Genomic DNA, 25,528 nt, shown 5'->3' with positions numbered 1-25,528 from the left:
GCTTCGTGATCAAAAGCGGACTTTTTGAACCACCTTTAAAAGAAGAAAGGAAGAGAGCGAGAAATGAACGTATCCTACCAATGGCTATCGCAATATATCGACTTGACCGGCGTATCCGCTGAAGAAATCGCGGAACGCATGACGCGTGCCGGTATCGAGATTGACTCGGTGGAGAACCGCAATCAAGGACTTGACCACATCGTAGTGGGCTATGTCGTATCGAAGGAGAAGCATCCGGATGCGGATAAGCTGAATGTCTGCCAAGTAGACGTAGGTGCAGAAGAGAAGCTTCAAATCGTGTGCGGTGCGAAAAACGTGGATGCAGGACAAAAGGTTCCTGTCGCAACAATCGGAGCGGTTATGCCAGGCGGCATGAAGATCAAGCGTGCGAAGCTGCGCGGCGTAGAATCGCAAGGCATGATCTGCTCAGCGAAGGAGCTTGGCATGAATGACAAGCTGCTTCCGAAGGAAATGCAGGAAGGCATTCTTGTACTGCCGGCAGAGACAGAACTCGGAACTCCGATTGCAGACGTGCTCGGCCTGAACGATCATGTGCTGGAGCTGGATCTTACACCGAACCGCTCAGACTGCCTGAGCATGTTAGGCGTTGCGCATGAAGTGAGTGCATTGCTGGAGCGTCCTGCCCACTTGCCTGAGCAGGAAGTGAAAGAAAGTACGGAAGCTGCTTCAGGCAAAGTGAAGATCAGCATTAGCGCGGCAGAAGGCTGCACGCACTATGCAGCGCGTTATATCGCTGGTGTAACGATTAAGCCATCTCCATTGTGGCTGCAAAATCGCTTGCTTGCAGCAGGCGTTCGCCCAATTAACAATATCGTGGACGTAACGAACTTCGTCATGTTGGAATATGGCCAGCCGCTGCACGCATTTGACGCGGATAAGCTGAATGGCGGCGGAACGATCGACGTTCGCTTTGCGAATGAAGGCGAAGAACTGGTTACGCTTGATGGCCAAGAACGCAAGCTGGAGCCGCATATGCTGCTCATTACAGACGGCGTGAAGCCGGTTGCACTTGCAGGGGTTATGGGCGGAGAGAATTCAGAAGTATCTTCTGATACGGTGAACATTCTTCTTGAATCCGCGCACTTTGCAGGCAGCGTGGTACGCAAGACCTCCCGTCAATTGGGACTACGTTCGGAAGCATCACTTCGCTTTGAGAAGGAAGTGAACCCAGAATCGGTCATCCCAGCATTGAACCGTGCGGCTGAATTGATTCGTACGCTTGCGGACGGCGAAGTATATGCAGGTATCGTGGAACAACAAACTGCATCTGCGGAGCGCAAAGTTATCGAACTGACTTTAAATAGAACGAACCGCCTACTCGGTACGTCGTTGACAGCTGAAGAAGTTCGCAAGATTATGAGCCGTCTTGGCTTCGAGCTTGTTGAGAAATCCGAAGGAATCTTCGACATCACCGTGCCAACTCGTCGTGGCGACATTACGCGCGATGTAGACTTGATCGAGGAAGTTGCACGTATTTTCGGATATGACAACATCCCAGTAACAGCTATTGAAGGAGCAACAACGCCAGGCCATTTGACGAAGGGGCAGCGCATTCGTCGTGCGATTCGCCGCGTCCTGACAGACAACGGTGTGAATGAGGTTGTGACGTATTCCTTTACGAATCCGGCTGACACTTCGGTATTCCCTTCCTTCATGGAAGGCGCAGTACCTGTACGTCTGGCTATGCCTATGAGTGAAGAGCGCAGTGTGCTCCGTACGAACCTGGTTCCTGGTCTGATTGATGTAGCGGTGTACAATCGCAACCGCAAGCATGAAGATGTAAGCATCTTCGAACTGGGTACACTCCATCTGACGAAGGAAGAGCAGCTGACAGCTCAGCCCGAAGAGGTTCTTGTTGCTTCCCTATTGATGACTGGCAAGCGCAGTGCTGCACAATGGAATGTGAAGGCAGAACCGGTTGATTTCTATGATTTGAAAGGGGTACTCGACAGCCTCGTAGCCCACTTCGGCTTGGATGGACGTGTACGCTACGCAGCAGATCGTCCGCAAGGCTTGCACCCGGGACGTTCCGCTTCGCTTTATTTGACAGGCGAGAACGGAGAGCAGTACATCGGCTTCATCGGTCAATTGCACCCTGAGGTACAGCATGCGAAGGATGTAGCTGACACGTATGTTGCTGAGTTCTTGGTGCAGCTGCTGATCGATGCAGCAGACTTCTATATTGAGTAGCGCAGTCTTCCGCGCTACCCAGCTGTAGACCGCGATATTGCAGTTGTATTGGATCGCGGTACAGAAGTAGGGCAAGTGGTTGCACTCGCTAAGGAAACGGCTGGCGAACTTCTTGAGTCGGTAAATGTATTCGACGTGTACACAGGAGATCATGTTGCGGCAGATAAGAAGAGCGTCGCGATCTCGCTCGTATACCGTCATCCAGAGCATACATTCACGGATGAAGAAATTACAGAACTGCATGGCAAGGTTGTGGCGGCAATCGAGACGAGCTTCAACGCAGAGCTGCGGAAGTAAGGTTGCTCCAGAGCAGACACTCTTATTATCGAGACTGCTTTTATAATAGAAGTTCATTGAAGTTGGGACGGATATTTCCGCTCCCAACTTTTTTTATGGGTTGGAACGAAGTGAACATCCTTTTATATAGAAATAAATGCGATAGATAGAGTTTTGGCAAGACCTATATTTGCAATTGCTTTACTACTACCCCTATAATAGGGAAACCCTGTAATAGAAGGGTATATCAGATCTTTTTCCCCTAAATATTCTATGAAATGAAACTTGACTTTCCTCTATGCGTAGGAGGAGAAGGGCACTAATATATCGAATTACTAATAGAGTTTGCGTATGACATACAAACATGGATTAATTTGTTGCTACATGTAGGCTGTAAGCCCTAGCATGCGGCACGTTAAGGTAAGGAGGACAAAAGAATGACTAGTCCGGATAACAAGCATCGTGTAGCGGTTGAAATATACGGAACACAATATAAATTGGTAGGATCAACAAGTAAAGATTATATGCGCAACGTAGCTGCAATGGTCGATGAGCATATGCGGAGTATTGCAACTGCGAACTCGCGACTGGATACAACGCGAATTGCGGTGTTGTCAGCTGTACATATTGCTGAGCAAGTGCAGAAGGTGAAGGATGAGCAGTTGCAATTAAGCTCATCGTTGAAGGAAATAGAAGCGACGAATCACAGCTTGTCGAGACAGCTTACTCAGGTACAGACGGAGTCGGAGCAGTCACTAGAGAAGCTGCGCAATGAGTCTGCACAGAAGCTGGAGCAGCTTCAGAAGGAACTTGGCAACGAGAAGTCGAAGGCCGAGAAGCAAGCGGCTGATCTTCGCGCTGAGACGGCTAAGTTGAAGGAAGCGAATCAGCAATTGGCCGATAAGCATAAGGCATCGGAAGAGCGTGTGCATAAGCTGACTGAGCAGGTGAAGGAGACAGAGCGACGGATTCAATCGTTGACAGCTCGTGAGAATGAACAGAAGAAGAAGCTGCAGCAAGTAGAAGAACGATTGAAAGCGGTTTTGGAAGAAAAGCAGAAGGCAGAGCAGCTTCATGCTCGTACCCTTAAGCAGAAGCTGGAGGAAACAGAGCGTCTGTGGAGCACGAAGCTGAATGAGCAGAATCAAACCTGGGAGTCGCAGCTTCAAGAATCAGAGCAGGGCTGGCAGAAGCGCCTAACGGAATCAGAGCAAAGCTTGCAGGAGCAGTTGACGGAATCCGAGCAAGGGTGGCAGATGAAGTATTCGGAGAACGAACAATTGTGGCAGAGCAAGCTAAGAGATACAGAGCAAGGCTGGCAGAAGCAGTTCGATGAAGCAGAGCAGAGCTGGTCCAGTAAGCTCGCGAACAAGGAACAGAGCTGGGAAGAAGAGCGGGCTCTGCAGGAGCTGGAATGGACGGAAAAGCTGGACGCCAAGGAACAGCAGTGGCGAGAGCGGCTCGACGCTGAGAAACAGAATGCTGAGCAGTTATCTGCAGAATGGGAAGAACAACTTGCTGAACAGACAGCTGCATGGGAAGGGCAATTGACAGCGCAGGCGATAGAATGGGAAGCGCGCTTGTCGAAGAGAGAAGCAGAGCTCGTTCAAGATCGAGACAAGCAGTTGACGCTGCTCAAGCAGCAGCATGAGGCGAATACCAAGCAGCTGCAGCAGAAGCATGAGCAGGCTGCCGAGCAGATGAAGTCTGCCCAGGACAATCAGCGCAAGCAGGCTGAAGAACGTCATGCTGCCAAAGTCAAAGAGCTGTCCGACCAGCATGCGAAGGAGATCGAGCAAGTTAAGGCGGAACAACGCTCGAATTTGGCGAAGTCGCAAGCGGAGCAGAAGCAGGCGCTGGATGAAGCACAGGCACTGCATCAGAAGGCATTGAATGATGTGAAAGCGAAGTGTGAGAGCGACATAGCTCAACTGCTGGCCGATCAGAAACAAGCGATGGACGACATGCAGGTGCTGCATCAAGACGCCTTAAATGAAGCGAAGACGAAGTATGAAGAAGAACTCGCTCAACTGGTTGCGAATCAAGAGTTCGCGCTAGGTGAAGCGCAAGCACAGAACCAGAAGGCATTGGACGAAGCTAAGGCCAAATATGAAAGTGACATTGCCCAATTGCGCGTAGAGCTGGCAGATGCCAAATCTCGACATGATCAAGAACTGGATCAACTGATCATCGAGCATCTGGAGCAGTTGGAGCAAGCAGAAGCAGATAAGCAATCTGCGATGGCTGCACTTGAGGATAAATGGAAGCAGGAGTTAGCCCAAGCTGAATCTGAACGGAGCAAGGCTGTTCAACAGGTTGAGGCTGTCTACCAAGAGCGACTCCAGCAATCTGAGCAAGAGCGTGAACTTGCACTGAAGCAAGCGACGGAGCTGTATGAGGAGCAGCTGCTAGAACTGCTTACTCAGCATGAGCAACAGCAGCAGGAATTGATTGCTCGGTATGAGCGGCAGCTGGATGAGCTGCGTGCACAATCCGAGCAGCAGCAGCTAGAGCAGGGATCTCTGCATGAGGAGAAGTTGCAGGCAGAACGCGCTCTGTATGAAGAACAGTTGCAAGCGGAGCGTGCTCAGCGTGAAGAGCAGTTGAAAACAGAACGTACTAAGCATGAAGAGCGGCTGGAAGCTGAACGTGCTCAGTATGAAGAGCAATTGGAAATAGAACGTGCACAGTATGAGGAACAGTTAGAAGCAGAACGTGCTGAGCATGGGCAGCAGTTGGAGGCAGAACGTGCTCATCATGTGGAGCAGCTGCAAGATGAGCTTGCCCAGTATGAAGAGCAGCTGCAAGAAGAACGTGTCCAGCGCGAGAAGCAACTGCAAGAAGAACGCGCTCAGTATGAGAAGCGGCATGAAGAGCAGCAAGTTCAGCATGAACGGCAATTGCAGGAATTGCGCACCCAATATGAGGGGGATGTAGATGCTTGGAATGCACTGCACGAGGAAGCATCGGCTGTACATGCCAAGGAATTGACGGATCTTGAGCAGTCTCTGCGTGCAGAAGCTGAGCAGAACGTGCAGAAGAAGGATGCGCGCATTCATCAGCTCGAAGGACATTTGGGACGCGCAGAGGAGCTTGATCGAGCGCGTCAGGTGGAGATGGAGCGGCTCATACGCGTGCGAGATCATGTGCAGGCTGAGGCTGCTGAGCTGCAGCAGCAGCTTGAAGCGATCGAACAGAGCAAGGAAGAAGAGCTCGAAGCGCTTCGTGCTCAATTCGAGCGTCAGCTGAATGAGCGACTTGACCAAGAACGAGCGGCTTGGATGCGAGAAGCCGAACAAGCACGAAACGCACTGCAAGAACAATGGGAAGCAGAACGCCATGCTTGGAAAGAGCAGGGTGAACAAGAGCAGGATGCCTTGTACGATCAGCTCGCGGAATATGAAGATAAATGCCGTCAGCTTGAATCTGAGAAGGAAGAGCTGCAAGCAGCTTTCACAAGCATCCAGCAGGCGCAGCATGAAGCTGCTGCCACTATTGCAGAGGCGAGACAGCAGGTGGAGGAAGTTCAGTCCCGTTATGATCAGCTGGAGGAAGAACAGCAGCTATACATTACGGAGCTTGAACAATATGAAGAAGCTAAGTCTCTCTTGAAGCAGCGTGAGCAAGAATGGACACAGCAAGAGCAGCAATGGACAGAGACATCGGCTACGTGGAGTGAAGAGCGTGAGCAGCTGCGGCAACAGCTCGAGAGATTGAAGGCTGAAGTTGAGGAGACGAAGAAGCATACAGAAGAGCAGGCTCGCTCTCATGCTGAGATGGAGGTTATTCAGGAGCAATTCGAGGTTCTCTCCCATCAATTCCGCTTGTCCCAACTGGAGCGGGAGAAAGAACGCAGACAAGCGGATGAGACACAAGGGGCTTATTCGAAGCTTGCAGATGAATATACCAAGCTTACTGATGAGTTCACGAAGCTCAAGGATGAGTATGCGAAGCTGCAGAGCGAATTCAACGAATGGCTGGAAATGATCGAGTAGATATACATGAGGAGCGAACAAAGGAATAGCAAATAAATGATGCAAGATATAGGGAAGCTTATTAACAACGTATGGATGGAAATCGCGGCGGTATTTGCGTCATGGAACGGCTTGGATTATGCCATAGTGGGAGCAGCAATCGCATGCATTGTTCTGGGAGCAGTGCGGGGATTCAAGTCTATCGCGCTCTCCCTCTTCGGCTATATTGTCGCTTTTATCGTCGCGGCTCGGTTTTATGCAGATTTTGTACCATGGGTAAGGAAGAGAGTATTTACAACAGTTAGCAGCGGATCAGGGGCGAAAGATAGCGACGGTACGCTCTTAGCGGCAACATTTATGGATGCCGTACACGCTGTGGTGGCCTTTTTGCTGCTGTTCACTTTTGTACTGGCAGGCCTTTGGCTAATCCGGTTCGCCTTGAAGAAATTCACGGATGTACCGCCGGTACGAACCGTCGATCGGGTAACAGGGGCAGTTCTCGGATTGGTGCAATTTGTCTTTTTATGGTGTATGATTTACGTACTATTGCGGGCATGGCCGGCTGGTGTATTTCGCGACTGGGTTGATGCTTCGATATGGGTAAATAGAACGGGGAAGTGGATGCCAGATGTTATGGTTGAAGCTGTAAAATGGGCTCAGTGGCTGTAATGGAATCACTGGTAAATGCGTGGCATGCATGAATCTCATATACATGAATGAACAGACCGCCGTCCTCCCAAGCAATAGGCAGGGATCAACGGCGGCCGCTCATTTTTCGACAATAAATTTGGCTGTCATTTCATTGTGTCCCGGACCGCACAGAATTGTGCATGACATGTCATATGTACCGGGTTGTTCTGGAGTGATAACTTGCTTCGGATGAGTTGGATCAAGGGACAAATTCAATGCCTTGATAGCAACTCCGTGATTGCCGACAGCATCTAATACGATGCGGATGGGTTCACCGGATTTGACGCGGTATTCAGACTGATCGAATTTGAAATTCGTTGCCTTAATGATAAGCTCTTTGTCTGTTTTTACTTCGTCATCTTGCTTTTGTCCAGATTGTCCCCCGCATCCGGATACTATGACCGCTGCGAGCAATAGGCATGAGATGAGTGGCCTTAGGCTACCCCGAGTCAACATTCGTATTTCCTCCTCTCCTCGTCCATATAGTGTAACGGAAATTTTATCCTTTTTCCATTGCTTATATGGAGCGAAGAGAAGGAAGCTATACAAGGGGCTCACTCATGGGAATGAGCACAGCAGCCCTGGATGATGAACCGCCGTTATCTGGACTCGTGGCCAGCTTCGAACGGCGTTGCGACTGGAATGAACAAGTCGATCAATCCAATGACAAGCGCTGCAAGAATAGCGCCGAGTACAGTAACGGATACACCGCCAACAAAGAACTGGGCGATGTAGATGACAACCGCACTGGCGATGAAGCCGACGATCCCGCGTCCGAACGGCGTAACTCGTTTTCCAAATATGCCTTCGACAATCCAGCCGAATAAGGCTATGACTAAGGCGAGGATTAAGGCACTCCAGAAACCGCCTACGGTGAACATCGGCACAATCCAGCCCGTAACCATCAATACGATGGCTGCCACAATGAATCGAACCACATGACCGAGAAAACTCATGGACTTTTCCTCCTTACTCGTTTGAAGGGTATAGGTTTGTGCAACAATTATTGTAACCTTATCCGCGATATTCATGAGTGGCATGTTCAGACATTGGATAGCCATTATTTCGGTATACCGCTATAATGAACAGCGAGAGGAGTCGTGACTTGTTTTGGACTCGAAAATTTTAAAAACAATGGATTACCATAAAATACTGCAATCGCTTGCGCGACATGCGGCTACCCCGTTAGGGGAACATGCTTCCTTGTCTCTGCTGCCAAGCACGGATCTAGAGGAAGTGAAACGACGCCTGCAGGCGACGGATGAGGCGATGACGATAGATCGGTTGAAGGGTGGAGCTCCATTCTCCGGTGTTACCGATATACGTCCTGCCGTGAAGCGTGCACGTATTAATGCAATGCTGAGTGCCAATGAATTGTGGGATATTTCAGCGCTTATCTTCGCAGGTCGTCGCGTGAGACGCCATATTGAAAGTGTGCATGAAGATAATCCTGTACCGCTTCTGATGGCGCTGGCGGATTCGCTGAGCTGGCAGAAAGAATTGGAAGAAGAGATTAGACGCTGCATCGATGAGCAGGGTGAGGTGCTGGATCAGGCAAGTGCTGAATTGGCAACGGCACGCCGTGAACTGCGCATCGGGGAGACACGCATCCGTGAGAAGCTGGAGTCCATGATTCGTTCATCCAGCGCGTCCAAGATGCTGCAGGAGCAGCTGATCACAATTCGCAATGATCGATACGTAATCCCGGTGAAGGCAGAGTACCGCGGCCATTACGGCGGGATTGTTCATGATCAATCCAGTTCAGGGGCAACGCTCTTCATTGAGCCTGAGGCGATTGTGACACTTAATAATAAGCTGCGGGAAATTAAGCTCAAGGAAGAGCGTGAGATTGAGCGTATTTTGTCCCGCTTGACCGAGCACGTTGGCTTGCAAGTTGATCTGCTGTTAAGCGATACGGATTGCATTGAACAGTTGGACTTCATCTTCGCGAAGGCTCGTCTAGCGCATGAGATGAAGGCAACGCTGCCGCGCATGAATGATCGCGGGTATATGAAGCTCATTAAGGGCTGCCATCCGCTTATTGATCGGGAACAAGTGGTGCCGATCGATGTGGAGCTTGGCAATGATTATACGACTATTATCGTTACCGGTCCGAACACAGGCGGTAAGACGGTATCCTTGAAAACGATGGGGCTGCTAAGTCTCATGTCCATGTCCGGTTTGTTCATACCTGCACAGGATGGCAGCCAACTATGTGTATACGATGCCATTTACGCTGATATCGGCGATGAGCAGAGCATTGAACAGAGTTTGAGTACGTTCTCCAGCCATCTGACGAACATTATTCGCATATTGGGAGAAATGACTCCGAAGAGCCTCGTGCTGTTGGATGAGCTTGGGGCAGGAACGGATCCTGCAGAAGGATCTGCACTCGCGATCGCGATTCTGGAGCATATTCATCGTCTTGGCTGCAGACTCGTTGCGACGACGCACTATAGTGAACTGAAGGCATATGCATATGAACGCAAGGGCGTCATTAATGCAAGCATGGAATTTGACGTGCAGACATTGCGCCCAACGTATAGACTTCTTGTTGGTGTTCCTGGCCGAAGCAACGCATTTGCGATTGCAGAACGTCTTGGCCTTCCGACTTCCATCATTGAGCACGCTCGTGGCGAAGTGACAGAAGAAGACATGCGCATCGAGACGATGATCGCATCGCTCGAGGAGAACCGTCTTCGCGCAGAAGCAGAGCGTGTGGAAGCAGAGAAGATTCGCAAGGAAACAGAGCTCCTTCGTGCTTCGATTGTTGAAGAGGAAGCGAAGCTTCAGGCGGAGCGGGACAAGCGAATTGAGCGTGCTTCTGAGGAAGCGCGTGAAATTGTTCGGAAAGCGCGTCATGAAGCAGATGATATCATTACAGAACTGAAGCTGCTCGCTCAGGAAGGCGTGAGTGTGAAGGAGCATTTGTTGACCGAGGCTCGCAAGAAGCTCGATGAAGCTGCTCCGGCTAGCAAACTAGCTTCCAAGTCGAAGACTGTGAAGAAGCAAGCACGCAAGATTGAAGCTGGGGATGACGTTATGGTATACAGCTTGAATCAAAAGGGCAGCGTGGTTGAGCTGGCGGGCAACGAAGCTGTTGTTCAGCTGGGGATTATGAAGATGAAGGTTCGAATGGATGATTTGGAGCTTGTCACTTCATCCGCTTCGAAGCAGAGCAGTAAGTCCGTGAAGACAGGCGCAAATGTGAAGCGGACACGAGCGGACAATGTACGTTCCGAGCTTGACTTGCGTGGAGCGAATTTAGAAGAGGCAATTATTGAGGTAGATCGCTTCCTTGATGAAGCTCTGCTCGCGAACTTGGGTCAAGTATATATCATTCACGGCAAAGGGACTGGGATTCTGAGAACGGGAATTCAGGAGTTCTTGCGAAGACACAGACATGTGAAGACGTTCCGTCTCGGCAACTACGGTGAAGGCGGTACAGGGATTACGGTTGCTGAACTTTCGTAACAGCGAACGAACCGGGGAGGATGAATGTGGAACGATTTATTGAGCAATGGCTTAGTAACCCATACGTATCCATGTGTGCTTACTTTTCTGTAACCGTACTGGCGCTTGTCGTGTTCTTGTCCATCTTTGAATTAGTGACAAGATACAGATGCTGGGAGGAGATCCGCAAAGGCAATATTAGTGTCGCGATGGCTACCTCTGGCAAAATCTTCGGAATTTGCAACATATTCCGCTTTGGGATCGAAGCACGGGATACGTTGTATGCGTCATTGACATGGGCAGCACTCGGATATGTACTGCTATTAATGGCATATTTTTTGTTTGGATTTCTGATGCCGTATTTCAAATTGGACGATGAAATTCAGAAGGATAACCGTGCAGTTGGTTTGCTGTCTATGGTTATCTCCGTATCCATGTCCTACATTATCGGAGCTAGCATTAAGTAGTTTTACGTAGGAACAGCAGGTTCGTTACTATGGCAGCGGAGGTCTTGCATGAAGTATTTATGGGGAACACTGTTTGCATTGGCAGCGATATTTATTATTATTGGAATCGTGTATTGGGCGAATCTGTAATGGATGCTCTATAATAGAGATACCAGCACGAACAAGTGCAGATCATTATGAATTGACATCTAGATAGGGGAGAATGTGCTCTGTAATCGACTTGCAGAGCCTTCTGATAAGAAAGGCAGGTTGAACGGACATGAGTCAGATTTGTCCTTGGTGTGATACGGAAATTGTGTGGGATGAGGTGCTAGGTCCAGAAGAAGAGTGTCCGCATTGCCACAATGAGCTGAATGCTTATCGGACATTGAATGTGGATATTGAGCACGATCCTGATAAGCAGCATGGAGATTATGACGATCATGATCATGAGGAAGAATCCAAGGAGAAGGGCTGGTCCAACTTCGGCTGGACAGAAGATGCTGCCTTGTTCGGCGATGAGAGTTCATTGCAGTACCAAGAAGGCGTGGATAAGGTGCTTCATGGGCAATCTGAAGTGCCGGAATGTCCTCAGTGCAGAGAATATATGTTACTAGCTGGCACAGAGACGATTGGTTCCAATCACTTCGAGCCACATGTATCGGAAGCCTTGAAGGCGCCGGTTGTAACAGCGCCATTCCGCTTGGATGTATATGTGTGCACTTCTTGCTTCCAAGTATCCAAAGTATTGGCTGAGCCGCACCGCGAGCCGCTTATGGAAGTCGTCCGCCGTGCGCAGTCTGAATAAATTATCATAAGACGGCTGCTTTAGGGCAACTTATAAGCTGTAACGAAGAGGGCTATATGCCCGATTAAGCAGGGAGGGGTTCCCTTCGTGACAGCGCGTCTTGACGCTCAATCGCTATTGCTGTTGATCGTTTTTGGTCTCTTTTCGTTGGCGAATGCTCTTTCGGGAGCATTCGTCAATGTTTTTCTATGGAAGGCTGCATCAGATTACAGCTTGATTGGCTGGTTTGCCTTCAGTCAGCAAATATCCAGCGGGTTGACCTTCTACTGTGCAGGCAAGTGGGTGAAGGAAGGCAACAAGATGAATTGCTTGCGGCTTGGCATTGGATTGGCTGGGGCATTTTATGCAGCTGTGCTCTGGCTTGGCAAAGGTGCGGTTGATTACATATGGCTGCTTGGTTTTGTGCTAGGTGCGGCATTCGGTGCCTTTTGGCTGGCCTTCAATGTGGTGTACTTTGAAGTGACGGATCCGGACAACCGGGATTTATTTAATGGCTGGGTTGGGCTTATAGGCTCATGCTGTGGGATGGCCGCGCCGTGGGCATCCGGATATTTGATCTCTAAGCTCGGCGATGGTACGGGCTACCGCATCATTTTTACCCTTTCGTTTGCTGTGTTTATTGGGGCAATCGTATTCAGCTTTTGGCTGCGCAAGCGTCCCCCTGAGGGTCACTATAATTGGACATTGCCATTTACCGCATGGAAGAAGGTTGGCAGTCCTTGGCGGCATGCCTTGCCAGCGCTTGCTGCACAAGGCGCCAAGGATGGGGTCTTTACCTTCCTGATCGGACTTGTGGTCTACATTGCAACGACCAATGAGATGAAGCTGGGCAATTACACCCTGATCACATCTGCTGTAGCATTAGGCAGCTTCTATGTGATAGGCAGAATTATGCGTCCTTCCTTCCGGGTACCGGGCTTGTTCATTGGGACGATTGCAATGGCCCTTGCAGTCATTCCTCTGTTTTTCGGTGTTGCCTATGGAAGCCTGCTCCTATTCGGGATTATCACCTCTCTATTCTCGCCACTGTTTGTGATCCCGATGACAACCGCTACTTTCGACATTATGGGGGTAGATGAGCGTTCAGCAGCCCAACGCGTTGAGCTGACGGTTCTGCGCGAATTTGGTTTGTTGTTCGGGCGAATGGCAGGGGTTGCAGCGTATTTGCTAGTTGTGCAATGGAGAACGACAGAGCCGGTTGTCGTTGCTTTCTTGGCTGTTTTGGGGGCTCTTCCTATTATCAGTGCAGTAAGCATACGGACATTAGTATCGAATCAGCGAATAGGAAAATAAGAAAGGCCCTGCTGCTCGCATGAGTCATCAGGGCCTTTTATATTCCTGTCTTTTTCACGAATAGAGCGTATAGGTTCAACTAAAACGTCCGGGTTCACCGTTATCTCCTCGTGTAGCTGAACAGTTCAGCATCCGGATGGAAGCTGAATTCAATCAAATCTCCAACAATTTGAGACGCAATGGTGCTGTATACAGTGCCATTTCCCCCAAAGGCCTCAATGAAGAAGCATCCTGGACGGTGAGGAGCCTCGCCAAAATAAGGATATCCATCCTGCGTGACACCGAATGCGCCCGCCCAAGCATTTTCAGCTATGAGCGGAGCCAACTGTGGGAATAGGGCCTCCACTTCCTTGATAAGCTGTGAGGTTTTGCTTGGGAGCAGCTTATTCCGCTCTTCAGTACTTATATCTCCTTCATCTAATCCGCCCGCCAAAATTCGATTATCTGCCGAGGTACGCAAATATAAATAAGGACGCCTTGTCTCCCAAATGAGGAAGCGTTCATGCCATACATCTAGCAGATTAGGGATAGTTTGCGTTTTTATCGCGAAGGAGCTAGTAATTCTTGTGTTTGGATTCGGCTTCATTTCATTCGTTTCATACCCGAGTGCGAATACGGCATGCTTGGCTGTGGCAACATATCCGCTATTCGTATGCAACTGAACGAGACCACCCTCGTGCCTTACTTGGGTGACCTTGGTCTCCTCATATACTCGCAGCTTATATTTGTTTTTCGCAGTATGTAATAGAGCATGTGTGAAACGGTAAGGATTCACATCAGCATCACCATGAGTGACAATCGCGGCCGGCTTATCGAATCCAAATCGATGACGAATTTGTTGACTGTTCCACCATTCTGTATGGAAGCCATAGCGATGTAAGGTATCGTATTCGACTCGCAGACTTCTTACGTCTTCTTCGCTACTGGCATAATAGAGGCTGCTGCGAGGGAACATCTCAGAATCCTCATCGAGCTCGGAAGCGATCGTAAGCAGACGTTCTGCTGCCTGCTTGCACAGTGTATAGAAACGAAGTCCCTTTCGCTTACCAAATAAACCGATGCATGAGGTCAGCGAACGATCATTCATGTATTGAAGCAATCCTGTATTGGAGCTCGTACTGCCGCCCCCTACCTGCCTCTTCTCCAGCACAACGACATCGAACCCGCGCTTGCACAGCTCATAGACGCAAAGTGCACCACTAATGCCTGATCCGACTACTAGCACGTCGCAGCAAATGGATTCAGATAATGGGGGATGCACATGCCTTGATGGCAGCGTACTCTTCCATGGAAGCGACCCAAATTGTAGATCCACGCGACATCTCCTTTTATCCAGATTTCCGGTTACATATTTCCCTAATGTTGGGTTCATAATACATAGAGAACGACAACTTCCAGACAGGATGAAAGGAGTATGCTCAGATGCAATATGCTCAGCATAACCAACAGTCACATCAAGGCAATATGAAGCCGTTATCGGCGAAGGAATTGGAGTACATCGTGGATTCGATCTCCAATGAGGATTTGCTTATTAAGCAGTGTGCAGCAACCGCAGCAATGGCGACAACTCCAGGCGTTCAGCAAGCGCTGACGCACATGATCGGTGTTCATCAGCAGCACATGAATGTATTGCTACATACTCTGCAGCAGCACACACATATGGCGCCAACTAGTCCGCAACAATCTCAATAATCGAGGTAATGAAGGAGGAACGACAACATGAATGGTTCACAACAAAATCAATTCATGCAAGAGGAAGACTTGTTGTACACGATCTTGGCTGATTTGAAGCGAACTTCTCGCGAGTATACAACAGGTGTAACAGAAGCGGCTTGTCCGGTAGTTCGGCAGATGTTCACGGACTTGACCCACAGTACGTTAACGATGCAAGGACAGCTGTTCACGCTCATGGAGAAGAACAATATGTATTCCGTCGCATCACCAGCATTGCGCCAAGAGTTGGACAAGCAACTGAAGGACAATCAACAGCTTCAAATGAAATCCAACCAGTTCGTGCAGCAGAAGCTGGGCCAAACGGGATATGGTCACTATCAGCAGCATGCGCATCAACAACAAGAGCATCATCAAGGCAACTACAATCAGTACATGTAATACAGGGAAAGGCTGCTGAGTACTTCAGCGGCCTTTTTACTTGCGGCTGTAGTACGGAGATGACCTACCAACCAGCAAAGCTGCAATTTCGCATGGTCGTGGACCTTCAATTCCATTACGGCAACAGGTATCATAGCAGTAGGAAATGCACTAGGAAATCATGAAATGCGCAGTAAAGCCTGTTGATATTGGCGTGCACATATGAAAAGGTGTATCATATGTAGCATATTTACACTAAGTCGGCTTGCCACTGCAGGTCGAGGGAGGATCGAATATGAAGGATTTGAGCGATTTTAATATTAGCATACTTAAATTGTTAAAAGAGGACGCGCGTCGTTCCCCGGCGCTCATCGCCACGATGCTTGGTGTTGACGAAGAGAAAGTTCGCACCGCGATTGCCGAGATGGAAGAAGAGCACGTCATTGTTAAATATGCAACGGTAGTGAATTGGAGCAAGGTTGATGATGAGACTGTAACCGCCCTTATTGAAGTGCAAATAACTCCAGAGCGTGGTCGTGGCTTTGAAGGTATTGCAGAGCGAATATACTTATTCCCACAGGTGAAGTCCGTATACTTGATGTCTGGCGCCTATGATTTGCTAGTTGAGGTAGAAGGAAAGAACTTGCGTGAAGTCGCTTCCTTCGTATCCGACAAGCTGTCTCCGATTGAATCGGTATTGTCGACGAAGACACACTTCATCCTGAAGAAGTATAAGCAGGACGGCATTATTTATGAAGAGCGCGAGGATGATCATCGTCTCGTAATTACCCCGTGAAAGGTGAAGTGCTATGATTAAGGAAGAAGAGAAGCAAGCTGGCGTACGCTCCATGAGCGACTATATTAACCCATTGGTACGTGACATTGCGCCATCCGGTATTCGTAAGTTCTTCGACTTGGCTAACGCCAGCAAGGACATCATCACACTCGGTGTCGGGGAACCGGATTTCTGCACGCCTTGGCATGTACGTGAAGCTTGTGTATATTCGTTAGAGCGTGGTCGTACGAAGTACACTTCCAATGCAGGGATGCTGGAGCTGCGTGAATCGATTGCAGAATATTTGAACAATTCATTCCAAGTAAAATATGAACCGTCAGATGAGGTGCTTGTTACCGTTGGCGGATCGGAAGCCATTGATCTGGCTCTGCGGACGCTGGTTGCCCCAGGCGATGAAATCCTTATCCCGGAACCGTGTTATATCTCATATTCGCCGATCGTGTCGATTGGTGGTGGGGTAGCGGTAGGAATTGAGACGGATGCTGCTAATCAGTTCAAGCTGACTGCGGAGGCATTGAAGGCTAAGCTTACACCGAAATCCAAGGTACTGATTTTATGCTATCCGAGTAATCCAACTGGCGGTATTATGACCTATGAGGATTGGCTCCCGATCGCGAAGATTGTTGAAGAACACGATTTAATCGTCATTTCAGACGAGATTTATGCTGAATTGACATATGATCAGAAGCATGTCAGCTTCGCATCCATTCCAGGCATGAAGGACAGAACGGTGCTTGTCAGCGGATTCTCCAAGGCATTTGCCATGACTGGCTGGCGGATGGGGTATGCATGCGGTCATCCAGAGATCATTGCTGCGATGATGAAGATTCATCAATATACGGTCATGTGTGCACCGATAATGGGACAGATTGCCGCCCTTGAAGCATTGCGCAATGGGATGAGCGAGAAGGATCATATGATGGAGTCGTACAATCAGCGCAGACGACTTGTTGTGAACGGATTCCGCGAAATTGGACTGGAATGCCATGAGCCGCAAGGGGCTTTTTATGCATTCCCATCCATTAAGTCAACTGGGCTTACTTCAGAGCAATTTGCCCATCGGTTGTTGTTCGAAGCGAAGGTTGCGGCTGTTCCGGGTGATGTGTTCGGCCTAGGAGGAGAAGGTCATATTCGCTGCTCTTATGCGACATCCGTTGCGCAATTGAATGAAGCTCTTGATCGAATGGGTCGATTCCTCGACAAGATGAAGCAAGAAATGTGATAATTATTCATAATCAACGAAAATGAACTAGTTTTCTTTCTCCCCCTCTGGTATAATATAACATGTCTCGCAGAACTGTCCCATGTTATGGAACAACTGGAGAACTCTAGGATATTCTAGAATCGCCATGAAGGGAGGAAAGGTCGATTGTTTTGTTCGAACTATACCTTGACGTCGTATCCGCATAGTTCAGTGAGAGAAGATAGATCTCATGTAAGATGGTCGGGCAGAACAAGAAACATTTCGTCCAAGCTATTGGCGCTTGAGTATGAAATCCTTGTCCTTCGCAAGCAAATGGAGCAGATGTTCCAAGAGGAGCAGTCCTTTACTGCAGAGACAGTAATCGAGATTAGCAGCATGTTGGACTTGAAGATTAATGAATATATGAAGTCACAATCGATGAAATAGATGGTGCGTGAGGAAGACTCCTATGAGGAGTCTTCTTTTTTTGCCTATGTTGTTTATGATATAGTGAAGGTTGGGATTTATTAAACGGATAATACATTTATATGGGGCAACGTGGAGAGGGGACAGGCTATCATGCGCAATTGGAGATGGATCGGTGTTCTAGCGGTATTGCTTGTGCTTATAAGTGGTTGTGGAGGGCCTAAAGCCGATGCTACGGTATTCATCATGACATCATCGTCATTACCTCCCGAAATGACAAGTGCACTGCAGGATGATCTGAATAAGACTTTTGAGAATAAATTCACAGTTCAAGTCGTCGCTTCACCGTTGTACAGCATCGAGAAGTTGTTTGTGGAATATGCGGCTGGAGAGAATAGTGTAATGGTCATTCCAGAGGAGGACGCGAAGAGAATGGCTCCTCAGGGTGGACACGTAGCTCTCGATAAGTATTTTGATGCCAAAAAATACAACGAAGGCGTGTATGACGGTGCTGTATATGAAGGCAAGGAAGAGCATAAAGGAACTTTCTTATTCTCGTTGTCTGCAGAGAAGCTGCCTGTCTTGAAGAAACATGGCGTTCAGGAAAAGGGGCTGTCTGTTACGATTCCTTCGCGCACACCTGATGAAGCCAGATCAGTTGAGATACTCAAGGCTCTTGCTGAAGAGAAGTAATGTGGCTTGATTCAGACAGACCGTATAGATAGATAAGCAATCATTGGACATCACGGTAAGACATCATAAGTGAAAGGGGGAGCGCTCGTGATCATTGGTGTAACAGGAAGCACCGGGAGCGGGAAAACATCATTTGCAATGCATTATGCTGCAACGTTCGGGCGTGAAGGGTTCTACATGACGACCCGTCTTACGCCGCTTCCGGATGAATTGCCTGCGCCACCCCATTTCACATGGCAGACGATTGATACGGAATGTGCATTGCCAGAAGTTCTGCATCGAATCAATGAGCAATCCAATATGTACCGGGCCGACCGGCGTGTACTTGTCATTGATAGCGTTACCTCGTATTTGCATGGCGCACACGAACGAATTATGGAGGAAATGGACAATAAGCAGGATCTTGCTGAATACGCTGCGCGATTGACAGCTGCGCGGATGGAACTGCAAGAGGCGCTGTTCATCTTTCAGGGGAAGCTGTTCATTATTACGAACGAGCCGCCAGGCTACACGCCGTTCACGAATCCGCTTGAAGTTGAGTATATTGTGCAGCACGCCGCTCTGAATCGCGAGCTTGTAAAGCGGAGTACACAATGGTTCCGGATGACTTCAGGAATTCCAGAGGACATTAGCGCGAAGCGGAAACGAAAGTAAACTAGTAATGTGCACGTGGAGAGGACATTAAGCCCAGGATAGAACGGTAATGAGGGGGCATAGCAAATGAAGTTATATACGCGTACGGGTGATGAAGGAACGACATCGTTGATAGGTGGCCGGGTACCGAAGGATCATTTGCGGGTAGCAGCTTATGGGGAGCTTGATGAGCTGAATTCATTCGTCGGCTGGGCGATTACTTGCTGCCATGGAGATGAAATGAAAGCACTTCGGGAGCAGTTATCCGTGATCCAGCATGAACTGTTCGATTGCGGAGCTGATACCGCTTATGCGGAGCAGAAGCAGGGGAAATTCATTTATAAAATTCGTCCAGAACAGGTGGAACAGCTCGAGAAATGGATGGACGAGCATGAGGCTGCGAATGAACCGATCACAAAGTTCATTTTGCCTGGAGGATCCGAGGCAGCAGCAGCCTTGCATATATGTCGAACTGTGTGTCGAAGAGCGGAGCGTCAGCTCGTTACGCTCTCGCATCAGGAGACCGTACATGTCGAAGTAATGAAATATGTGAATCGATTGTCAGACTATTTCTTTGCAGTGGCACGCCGAGCAAATGGTCTTGTTGGCGTTCAGGATCAGGAATATGTGAGAAGTGCTGACGTGTTCAGGAAGAAGGAGCAGCATGATTGAAGAAGAAGAGAAGCAAGAAGCGGACGGCTTGTCTGGGGAGATTGCGGCTGAGCTATCCTATGTAGTGCCTGAGAGTGAAGAAGGGATTCAGCTCCGAACCGTTCTCCGTTCCAGATTGAATTTGTCGAGGCGTTTATTGAAGCGGCTGAAGACATTGGAACAAGCGATAACGGTGAATGGCGGTACAGAATACAATGGCAGAATTCTAACGGTGCGCGACAAGCTTCGTGCGGGTGATCTGATCCGGGTGGAGATTGCTGAGGATCATGTGGATACAATCGAACCAGAGCCAATCCCAATTCAGATTGTGTACGAGGATGAGGATATTCTCGTGCTCAATAAGCAGGCAGGCATAGTGGTCCATCCTACCAAGGGATACCCGAATGGGACACTGGCAAATGGAGTTGTCCATCATTGGCGGATGCGTGGCGAGCGAACCCGATTTCGACCAGCGAATCGACTCGACCAAGAGACCTCTGGGCTGCTTATTGTTGCGAAGCACGGCCACGCTCATCATCAATTATCGGATCAGATGCAGAAGAATGAGGTGTGGAAGCAGTATGAGGCATTTGTATTTGGAATTCCTCGTGAGCAGGAAGGGACGGTACATGCTCCGATCGATAGAGACAAGGAGCAGCCTCATCTTCGTGTCATGACACCGGATGGATACGATTCCATCACGCATTATCGTGTGCTGGAGTCCTACCATGGACAAGCTGCAAGAGTAAGCTGTCGACTGGAGACGGGACGTACTCATCAAATCCGGGTGCATATGAAGCATATCGGAAGTCCGCTGCTGGGCGATAAGTTCTATGCTGATCCTGAACTGGTGAATACTCCGCTGCTTCAGGCTGCAGTGGAGCCATTAACGCGGCATGCACTTCATGCCTCTGAGCTGCGATTTACACACCCGATGAGTGGGGTTAAGCTTCACTTTAAGGCCGAGCTTCCTCAGGAACTAGTAGAACTGCGTGACCGGCTTGTTGGCTGGAGCGAGTAATAATGAAATGATGTTATGAGAGGAGTTACATGACATATGAACGTTACTGTATATCAATATGCCAAATGCGGCACTTGCCGTAAAGCAGTGCAGTGGCTCAAGGGACAAGGCTATGATGTTGCACTAATCCCGATCGTAGAGGAGCCGCCAAGCAGCGAGGAATTGCGTGCACTAGTTGCCCAAAGCGGATTGGAGTTGAAGAAATTCTTCAATACGTCTGGCGAAGTATACAAGGCGATGCAGCTTAAGGACAAGCTGCCAACGATGAGCGAGCAGGAACAGTTGAATCTGTTGGCATCGAATGGCAAGCTGATCAAGCGTCCTATTGTTACAGATGGATATCGAGCAACTGTCGGCTTCAAGGAAGAGATGTTTGCAGAAGCGTGGGGCACGGCCTCCAAGCATTAAGAAGGATTTGCAACTGTTGATCCTGATAAGCAGCACACAGGTACGATGCTGTTCAGGTCGACAGGTTAACAGGAACAGCGTTAATAGATGTATGCAAGACAAGGAAGATGATGGTTGACATCACGTGAACGAACAAGTAAGATTCCTCATGGAAGTATTTAACTTGCGATGAAAGGGGAGGGTAATGGTGGAAGGCAGTCCGAGTTATTTGCGACAACTGATGTACAATCGTAGAGAGGATGTGTCCTATACAAGCGGCCCTCCCATGTCTTGTTGTGCCCTGAATCGTCTTGCGCCCTGTATGCACGAGAAGGATCAGTAGGCTTATTTGACGTGTGAGGAATCGACTTGCTGGATGTAATCAGGCTCTCTCTTTGCGAGGGGGCTTTTTTTGCGTGTAGATGTTTTTGTAGTAGATGTTGAATTTGAGTAAGTTGAATTTGAGTAAGAAGGTGATCGACATGATATTTTTGACATTGGAAATGATGATGAAGCTCGGTTTGGCGCTATTATTCGGTTTGCTGATTGGGCTTGACAGACAAATTAAGCAAAAACAGCTTGGTTTGAGACCGAGTATGGTCATATGTATTGCCAGCTGCCTGGTTACGATTGTGTCAATTGAGGCATTCGGGAAGTTCGGCGGCACTAACCATCCGAATATGGATCCAATGCGCTTGGCAGCTCAGATCATAAGCGGGGTCGGTTTTATTGGAGCGGGTGTTATCTTGCGAAGAAGCAATGAGGTTATTTCCGGTCTCACTTCTGCAGCATTAATCTGGTCGGCGTCTGCTCTCGGTGTAGCGATTGGGGCTGGATTCTATTTGGAAGCAACTTGCGGTGCGGCGCTGCTGATTACGGCTGTCAACCTCATTCCGGGTTTAATTAAGATGATTGCCCCTGCAAAGTTGAACCGGCATGATGTGGCGTTGAAGATCGTCGTAGAATCGAACCACCGAATGACGGATCTTATTAAGAAGATTCAGCGCAAGGATCGAACGGATGCAGATGAGTTCCATATCCGCCACTTTAAACTCAAGGATCTGGATAAGGATCGCCAGCGAATTGACCTAGTACTATCTGTGCCAAGTAATCAATACTTGACGGAAATCTATTATTACATCAAGAAGATTGAGCATGTTGTGAGCGTAGAGATTGAGCAATTGTAAGTAGAGCTCAAGAAGATGGATTGCTGTCTTATCAAGAAGCGGATTTCTATCTTGATCATATGGAGAAGGAAGAGGCGGAGGACATTAAGCAATTGCTCGCTTACCCAGAAGGTACAGCAGGATCACTTATGACAACGGAGGTCATCCGAATCCGTACGACAGATACAATTGCTGAGATTCTTGATTGGATGCGCCGTTGCTTGACGAATGTGGAGACTATTTATTATTTGTATGTGACCGATGAGTAGGATACGCTGCTCGGCGTTGTGTCGCTACGTGATTTCCTTATCTCTTCGCCCGAACGGTCGGTGAATGAGATAATGAATCCGTATCTCGTTACGATCGAACCAGATGCACCGCAAGCGGATGTCTTGTACATTATTAAGAAGTATGGCCTTCTGGCTGTTCCGGTAGTAACGAAGGACAGTCGGTTAGTCGGGATCGTGACCTTTGATGATGTAATGTCTCATTTGTAGCATAAATAGAAAGAATGAGTATGGGTTCCTTGCTTGGCAGAATCCGTTATCTAGTGATTGTAGGAATTATGATATACTTGACGATAGGCATTGAAGCGAAAGGGGTAATCCATACCGATGGAAGTACAAATGAATGATAATAAGGAGCAGCGCTTACTGCTCGTTGATGGAATGGCGCTCTTATTTCGCGCCTATTTCGCTACTGCGTACGGCGGTTCTATTCGTCGAATGAAGGATGGAACACCAACGAATGCGGTGTATGGCTTTATGAGATATTTCTGGGATGCGGTAGAACGGTTCGAGCCGACGCATATTGCATGCTGCTGGGATCTCGGGAGCAAGACATTTCGCTCAGAACAGTTCACAGCGTACAAAGCAAATCGTCCCGATTGCCCAGAGGATCTGGTACCACAATTTCAACTCATTCGGGATGTAATGGATGGATTCGGCATCCCTAATATATCGGCTGAAGGATTCGAGGCAGATGACTGTATCGGAACCTTGTCGCGCTTATTCCGTGATGATATGCATGTCTATGTCCTGACAGGCGACCACGATATGCTGCAGCTTGTTCATGAACGGACGACTGTGATCATTATGAAGAAGGGGCATGGCAATTATGCAGTCTATTCGCCATTGTCACTCATGGAGGAGCGTCAGCTGACTCCAGAGCAGGTGGTTGATGTGAAGGGGCTTATGGGAGATACTGCGGACAACTATCCAGGCGTGAAAGGGATAGGTGAGAAAACAGCACATAAGCTGATCCAGCAATATCAGAGCATTGAGGGAATATTGGAGAATTTGCCGGAGCTTGCGAAGGGTGTACGGACGAAGATTGAGTCCGACCTTGAGATGCTTCATTTGTCACGACAGCTTGCGCGCATCAACTGCGATGTGCCGGTAGAATGCCAGATGGATGTCTGTGTATTTGCGCCAGAGCGCGAGTCCGTCAGTGCAATTTTTGAGCGTCTGGAAATGAAAAGTATGATATCGTACGTCGGAATGTAACGAACATGGGCGGTAGAATGAAGGGGAGGAGCAGAAGCTCCTCCCTTTTTTGATCATAAGTGCTGTATGAAGGTTGGGTTCGTGAATCCAAGTCATCAGCTTAATCGGTGAAATGCGCCTCGCCTATGACCATGTACAGGAAGCCGCGAAGCTCATCTCCCTCTTCCTCCGACAAGCGATAAAAGGATTCTAAATAGCCTTCTTCCTTGAGATCGTCCTGCCCGAGAATGGCGGTCAGCCCGCTCTGCAAGTCGGTAACGAGCTTCTTGCCGTAAAAACGGCCTGTAGATGTAATCGCCAAATCAAAGCGCCGATAGCTGTGCCCTACAAAGGTGACGAAGCGTGTTGTTGTTGTCTCTGTGCTGTCCGATAGAAAATCAAGATCATGATTGCTCATTGTTAGCCTCCCTTATCTGCTGCTCCAATAAGATGATATTATTATATAGTAGCGTCCAACATTTAGAAATAGAAATACAGGAATTGACACTGGAGAAGAGCATGTTATAATGGTAATAAATTCATAACTAGGACGAGGAAGCACCTCATTGCGATGCGTATATACGTACCGTGATGAGGTGCTTTCTTTTTTTGTCCGATAGAAGTGAATAGAAGGTCGCAGCAATCGGAGAGGTTGTATCATTATCAAGTCTATCGAATAGGGAGGGCATAGTTGATGCAAATTGTATGGATGGCCAGATTAGAGCGAATGGTGCTGGACGATGGGGAGATGGTATCTTCTCGTAAGCGGAAGAGGGGAGTAGATTCTTCTCGTGATACCGCATATGGATTAGTTACGGCTGGACTAGATGAGGGAAAGTGGATCCTACTCTGGGAACCAGATGGACAGCCTGCCGAAGTATGGTTCGAGGGGACGGTATGGGCCGAGATGCGGGCGGCTATGCGGCGTGGCATGGCGCGTTTGCTGCACGCTGGGTACCGTCTGACTATTGGGTTTGTGCCGGAGGCCGATATACACGAGCGCAGAATGAAGGAACGCAATGAATGGGTTGCCTGCTATGCGGATTTATATGCCCGATCCGAGGTATATGAACAGCTTGCGAAGTGGCGTAGGGAGACGGCGAGCAAGCTGCGCCGGGCCCCTTATTGGATAGCAACGAATCGTATGCTTCGTATGGTCAGTGCCTTGCTTCCGCACACCTTGGAAGAACTGAAGCAGCTTCCTGGATTCGGGGAAGCGAAGCTGGCATCCTATGGAGCAGACATCATTTCAATTGCGAAGGGGTTTGAGAGGACATCGACTTTCCCGCTGGATTGGATATCCTCCGTTGTATCCGAAGAGGAGTTCGCGAAGTGGGTCTATTCCGAATGGGAATCGAAGCAGAATCAAGAGCTCTCCAAGCTGACAGACCGCCGTGTATTGCTAGAAGGCTTGCAGCAGCAGTTATCGATTGCGCAATTGATAGAGCTTCTTCAGGTAGATCGGCGTGAACTCATTATGCGCATTGAGACGGTGGAACGTGAAGGCTATAATGTGTGCATGCTGGTTGAATCGGAGCTTCAATCTATGCCGGAAGAGCAGCGGGCAACGATAGAGCTGGCGTTCGATGAACTGGGCGATGAATACTTGAAGCCAATCTATGTGAAGGCATTTGGAGAATCGGCATTGGACGAATCCTATGCCGAGGTACAAGCGAACTATGAGCGGATTCGATTGCTGCGGCTTCTGCATCGAAGCAGAGCGAGAAGCAGCAGCGTTGCACAAGCAGCAAGCTGACGAATGCCACATATTCGAAGGACGTATGCCCGAGCTCGTTAATGAATTTATTCTGCTGTTTAGGCTAGTTTAGGGGCGTCGTGCTATTTT

At 48.8% G+C, this 25,528-nt stretch carries 25 protein-coding genes and 1 pseudogene; 22 read left to right on the top strand and 4 right to left on the bottom strand.

All coding sequences use genetic code 11. The annotated features are described in order from the left end of the window. Positions 1-63 precede the first annotated feature (63 nt). The 3 genes and pseudogenes from pheT (at position 64) to BBG47_RS14720 (ending at position 7,130) form a co-directional block, all read left to right on the top strand. Positions 64-2,508 (top strand): annotated as a pseudogene (gene pheT, locus BBG47_RS14730) (phenylalanine--tRNA ligase subunit beta). A gap of 416 nt (positions 2,509-2,924) precedes the next feature. Beyond that, complete coding sequence (gene zapA / locus BBG47_RS14725) at positions 2,925-6,482, top strand: cell division protein ZapA (protein ID WP_065292311.1); 3,558 nt, start codon at positions 2,925-2,927, stop codon at positions 6,480-6,482. A gap of 36 nt (positions 6,483-6,518) precedes the next feature. Then, the gene (locus tag BBG47_RS14720; protein ID WP_065292310.1) at positions 6,519-7,130 is read left to right on the top strand and encodes a CvpA family protein; all 612 of its coding nucleotides are present in this window, start codon (positions 6,519-6,521) and stop codon (positions 7,128-7,130) included. 99 nt (positions 7,131-7,229) lie between these two features. Here BBG47_RS14720 and BBG47_RS14715 read toward each other — a convergent pair whose 3' ends face one another. Continuing rightward, a complete protein-coding gene (locus BBG47_RS14715; protein ID WP_065292309.1) occupies positions 7,230-7,607 on the bottom strand; it encodes a cupredoxin domain-containing protein in 378 nt (125 codons plus the stop codon). Between the two features lie 143 nt (positions 7,608-7,750). Further along, positions 7,751-8,107: a phage holin family protein gene (locus tag BBG47_RS14710; protein ID WP_021254566.1), complete on the bottom strand. Its 357-nt coding sequence runs from the start codon at positions 8,105-8,107 to the stop codon at positions 7,751-7,753. A 154-nt stretch (positions 8,108-8,261) separates the two neighbouring features. Between BBG47_RS14710 and BBG47_RS14705 the strand changes: the two genes are divergently transcribed. The 4 genes from BBG47_RS14705 to BBG47_RS14690 all read left to right on the top strand — a co-directional run bounded on the left by BBG47_RS14705 (position 8,262) and on the right by BBG47_RS14690 (position 13,151). Continuing rightward, positions 8,262-10,625: an endonuclease MutS2 gene (locus BBG47_RS14705; RefSeq protein ID WP_065292308.1), complete on the top strand. Its 2,364-nt coding sequence runs from the start codon at positions 8,262-8,264 to the stop codon at positions 10,623-10,625. Positions 10,626-10,651: 26 nt separating this feature from the next. Further along, the gene (locus BBG47_RS14700; RefSeq protein WP_021254568.1) at positions 10,652-11,071 is read left to right on the top strand and encodes a DUF350 domain-containing protein; all 420 of its coding nucleotides are present in this window, start codon (positions 10,652-10,654) and stop codon (positions 11,069-11,071) included. A 259-nt stretch (positions 11,072-11,330) separates the two neighbouring features. Beyond that, on the top strand, positions 11,331-11,858 hold the full coding sequence (locus tag BBG47_RS14695; RefSeq protein ID WP_065292307.1) for a hypothetical protein: 528 nt from the start codon (positions 11,331-11,333) through the stop codon (positions 11,856-11,858). Between the two features lie 87 nt (positions 11,859-11,945). Continuing rightward, a complete protein-coding gene (locus tag BBG47_RS14690) occupies positions 11,946-13,151 on the top strand; it encodes an MFS transporter (protein WP_065292306.1) in 1,206 nt (401 codons plus the stop codon). Between the two features lie 100 nt (positions 13,152-13,251). Here BBG47_RS14690 and BBG47_RS14685 read toward each other — a convergent pair whose 3' ends face one another. Beyond that, positions 13,252-14,466: an NAD(P)/FAD-dependent oxidoreductase gene (locus BBG47_RS14685; protein WP_065292305.1), complete on the bottom strand. Its 1,215-nt coding sequence runs from the start codon at positions 14,464-14,466 to the stop codon at positions 13,252-13,254. Positions 14,467-14,573: 107 nt separating this feature from the next. Here BBG47_RS14685 and BBG47_RS14680 point away from each other — a divergent pair, with 107 nt between their 5' ends. The 14 genes from BBG47_RS14680 to BBG47_RS14620 all read left to right on the top strand — a co-directional run bounded on the left by BBG47_RS14680 (position 14,574) and on the right by BBG47_RS14620 (position 23,703). Continuing rightward, a complete protein-coding gene (locus tag BBG47_RS14680) occupies positions 14,574-14,843 on the top strand; it encodes a hypothetical protein (RefSeq protein ID WP_021254572.1) in 270 nt (89 codons plus the stop codon). Between the two features lie 27 nt (positions 14,844-14,870). Continuing rightward, entirely contained in the window at positions 14,871-15,263 is a 393-nt protein-coding gene (locus BBG47_RS14675; protein WP_065292304.1) for a spore coat protein, read from the top strand. 274 nt (positions 15,264-15,537) lie between these two features. Continuing rightward, positions 15,538-16,038, top strand: coding sequence for an Lrp/AsnC family transcriptional regulator (locus BBG47_RS14670; RefSeq protein WP_021254574.1), 501 nt, complete (start codon positions 15,538-15,540; stop codon positions 16,036-16,038). A gap of 13 nt (positions 16,039-16,051) precedes the next feature. Further along, on the top strand, positions 16,052-17,260 hold the full coding sequence (locus BBG47_RS14665) for an aminotransferase class I/II-fold pyridoxal phosphate-dependent enzyme (protein ID WP_065292303.1): 1,209 nt from the start codon (positions 16,052-16,054) through the stop codon (positions 17,258-17,260). Between the two features lie 147 nt (positions 17,261-17,407). After that, positions 17,408-17,668: an aspartyl-phosphate phosphatase Spo0E family protein gene (locus tag BBG47_RS14660; protein WP_021254576.1), complete on the top strand. Its 261-nt coding sequence runs from the start codon at positions 17,408-17,410 to the stop codon at positions 17,666-17,668. A 132-nt stretch (positions 17,669-17,800) separates the two neighbouring features. Continuing rightward, the gene (locus tag BBG47_RS14655; protein WP_065292302.1) at positions 17,801-18,340 is read left to right on the top strand and encodes a hypothetical protein; all 540 of its coding nucleotides are present in this window, start codon (positions 17,801-17,803) and stop codon (positions 18,338-18,340) included. Between the two features lie 87 nt (positions 18,341-18,427). Further along, a complete protein-coding gene (locus tag BBG47_RS14650) occupies positions 18,428-18,994 on the top strand; it encodes a P-loop NTPase family protein (RefSeq protein ID WP_065292301.1) in 567 nt (188 codons plus the stop codon). A 66-nt stretch (positions 18,995-19,060) separates the two neighbouring features. Beyond that, complete coding sequence (locus tag BBG47_RS14645; RefSeq protein WP_065292300.1) at positions 19,061-19,645, top strand: cob(I)yrinic acid a,c-diamide adenosyltransferase; 585 nt, start codon at positions 19,061-19,063, stop codon at positions 19,643-19,645. Further along, positions 19,638-20,645 (top strand): RluA family pseudouridine synthase, encoded by a 1,008-nt coding sequence (locus BBG47_RS14640; protein ID WP_065292299.1) that lies wholly within the window; start codon positions 19,638-19,640, stop codon positions 20,643-20,645. The genes BBG47_RS14645 and BBG47_RS14640 overlap by 8 nt, the downstream gene beginning before the upstream one ends. A 36-nt stretch (positions 20,646-20,681) precedes the next feature. Then, positions 20,682-21,053, top strand: a complete 372-nt coding sequence (locus BBG47_RS14635) for an arsenate reductase family protein (protein WP_021254581.1) — start codon at positions 20,682-20,684, stop codon at positions 21,051-21,053. Positions 21,054-21,514: 461 nt separating this feature from the next. Further along, positions 21,515-22,219: an MgtC/SapB family protein gene (locus BBG47_RS14630; RefSeq protein WP_065292314.1), complete on the top strand. Its 705-nt coding sequence runs from the start codon at positions 21,515-21,517 to the stop codon at positions 22,217-22,219. Positions 22,220-22,239: 20 nt separating this feature from the next. Next, positions 22,240-22,467, top strand: a complete 228-nt coding sequence (locus tag BBG47_RS14625; RefSeq protein ID WP_065292298.1) for a magnesium transporter — start codon at positions 22,240-22,242, stop codon at positions 22,465-22,467. 72 nt (positions 22,468-22,539) lie between these two features. Continuing rightward, positions 22,540-22,695, top strand: coding sequence for a CBS domain-containing protein (locus BBG47_RS28975; protein WP_083189309.1), 156 nt, complete (start codon positions 22,540-22,542; stop codon positions 22,693-22,695). Between the two features lie 117 nt (positions 22,696-22,812). Continuing rightward, positions 22,813-23,703: a 5'-3' exonuclease gene (locus BBG47_RS14620; protein WP_094183170.1), complete on the top strand. Its 891-nt coding sequence runs from the start codon at positions 22,813-22,815 to the stop codon at positions 23,701-23,703. A gap of 100 nt (positions 23,704-23,803) precedes the next feature. Here BBG47_RS14620 and BBG47_RS14615 read toward each other — a convergent pair whose 3' ends face one another. Then, the gene (locus BBG47_RS14615; protein ID WP_065292297.1) at positions 23,804-24,100 is read right to left on the bottom strand and encodes a DUF3055 domain-containing protein; all 297 of its coding nucleotides are present in this window, start codon (positions 24,098-24,100) and stop codon (positions 23,804-23,806) included. 276 nt (positions 24,101-24,376) lie between these two features. On the opposite strand from BBG47_RS14615, the gene BBG47_RS14610 reads away from it, so the two are divergent. After that, the gene (locus BBG47_RS14610; RefSeq protein WP_065292296.1) at positions 24,377-25,438 is read left to right on the top strand and encodes an HRDC domain-containing protein; all 1,062 of its coding nucleotides are present in this window, start codon (positions 24,377-24,379) and stop codon (positions 25,436-25,438) included. Positions 25,439-25,528: the final 90 nt, after the last annotated feature.

It is taken from the genome of Paenibacillus sp. KS1 (assembly GCF_001680695.1).
Taxonomy (GTDB): domain Bacteria; phylum Bacillota; class Bacilli; order Paenibacillales; family Paenibacillaceae; genus Paenibacillus_B; species Paenibacillus_B suaedae.
Note: the sequence above shows the minus strand (reverse complement) of the source record. Positions and strands in the feature narration are given on the sequence as shown.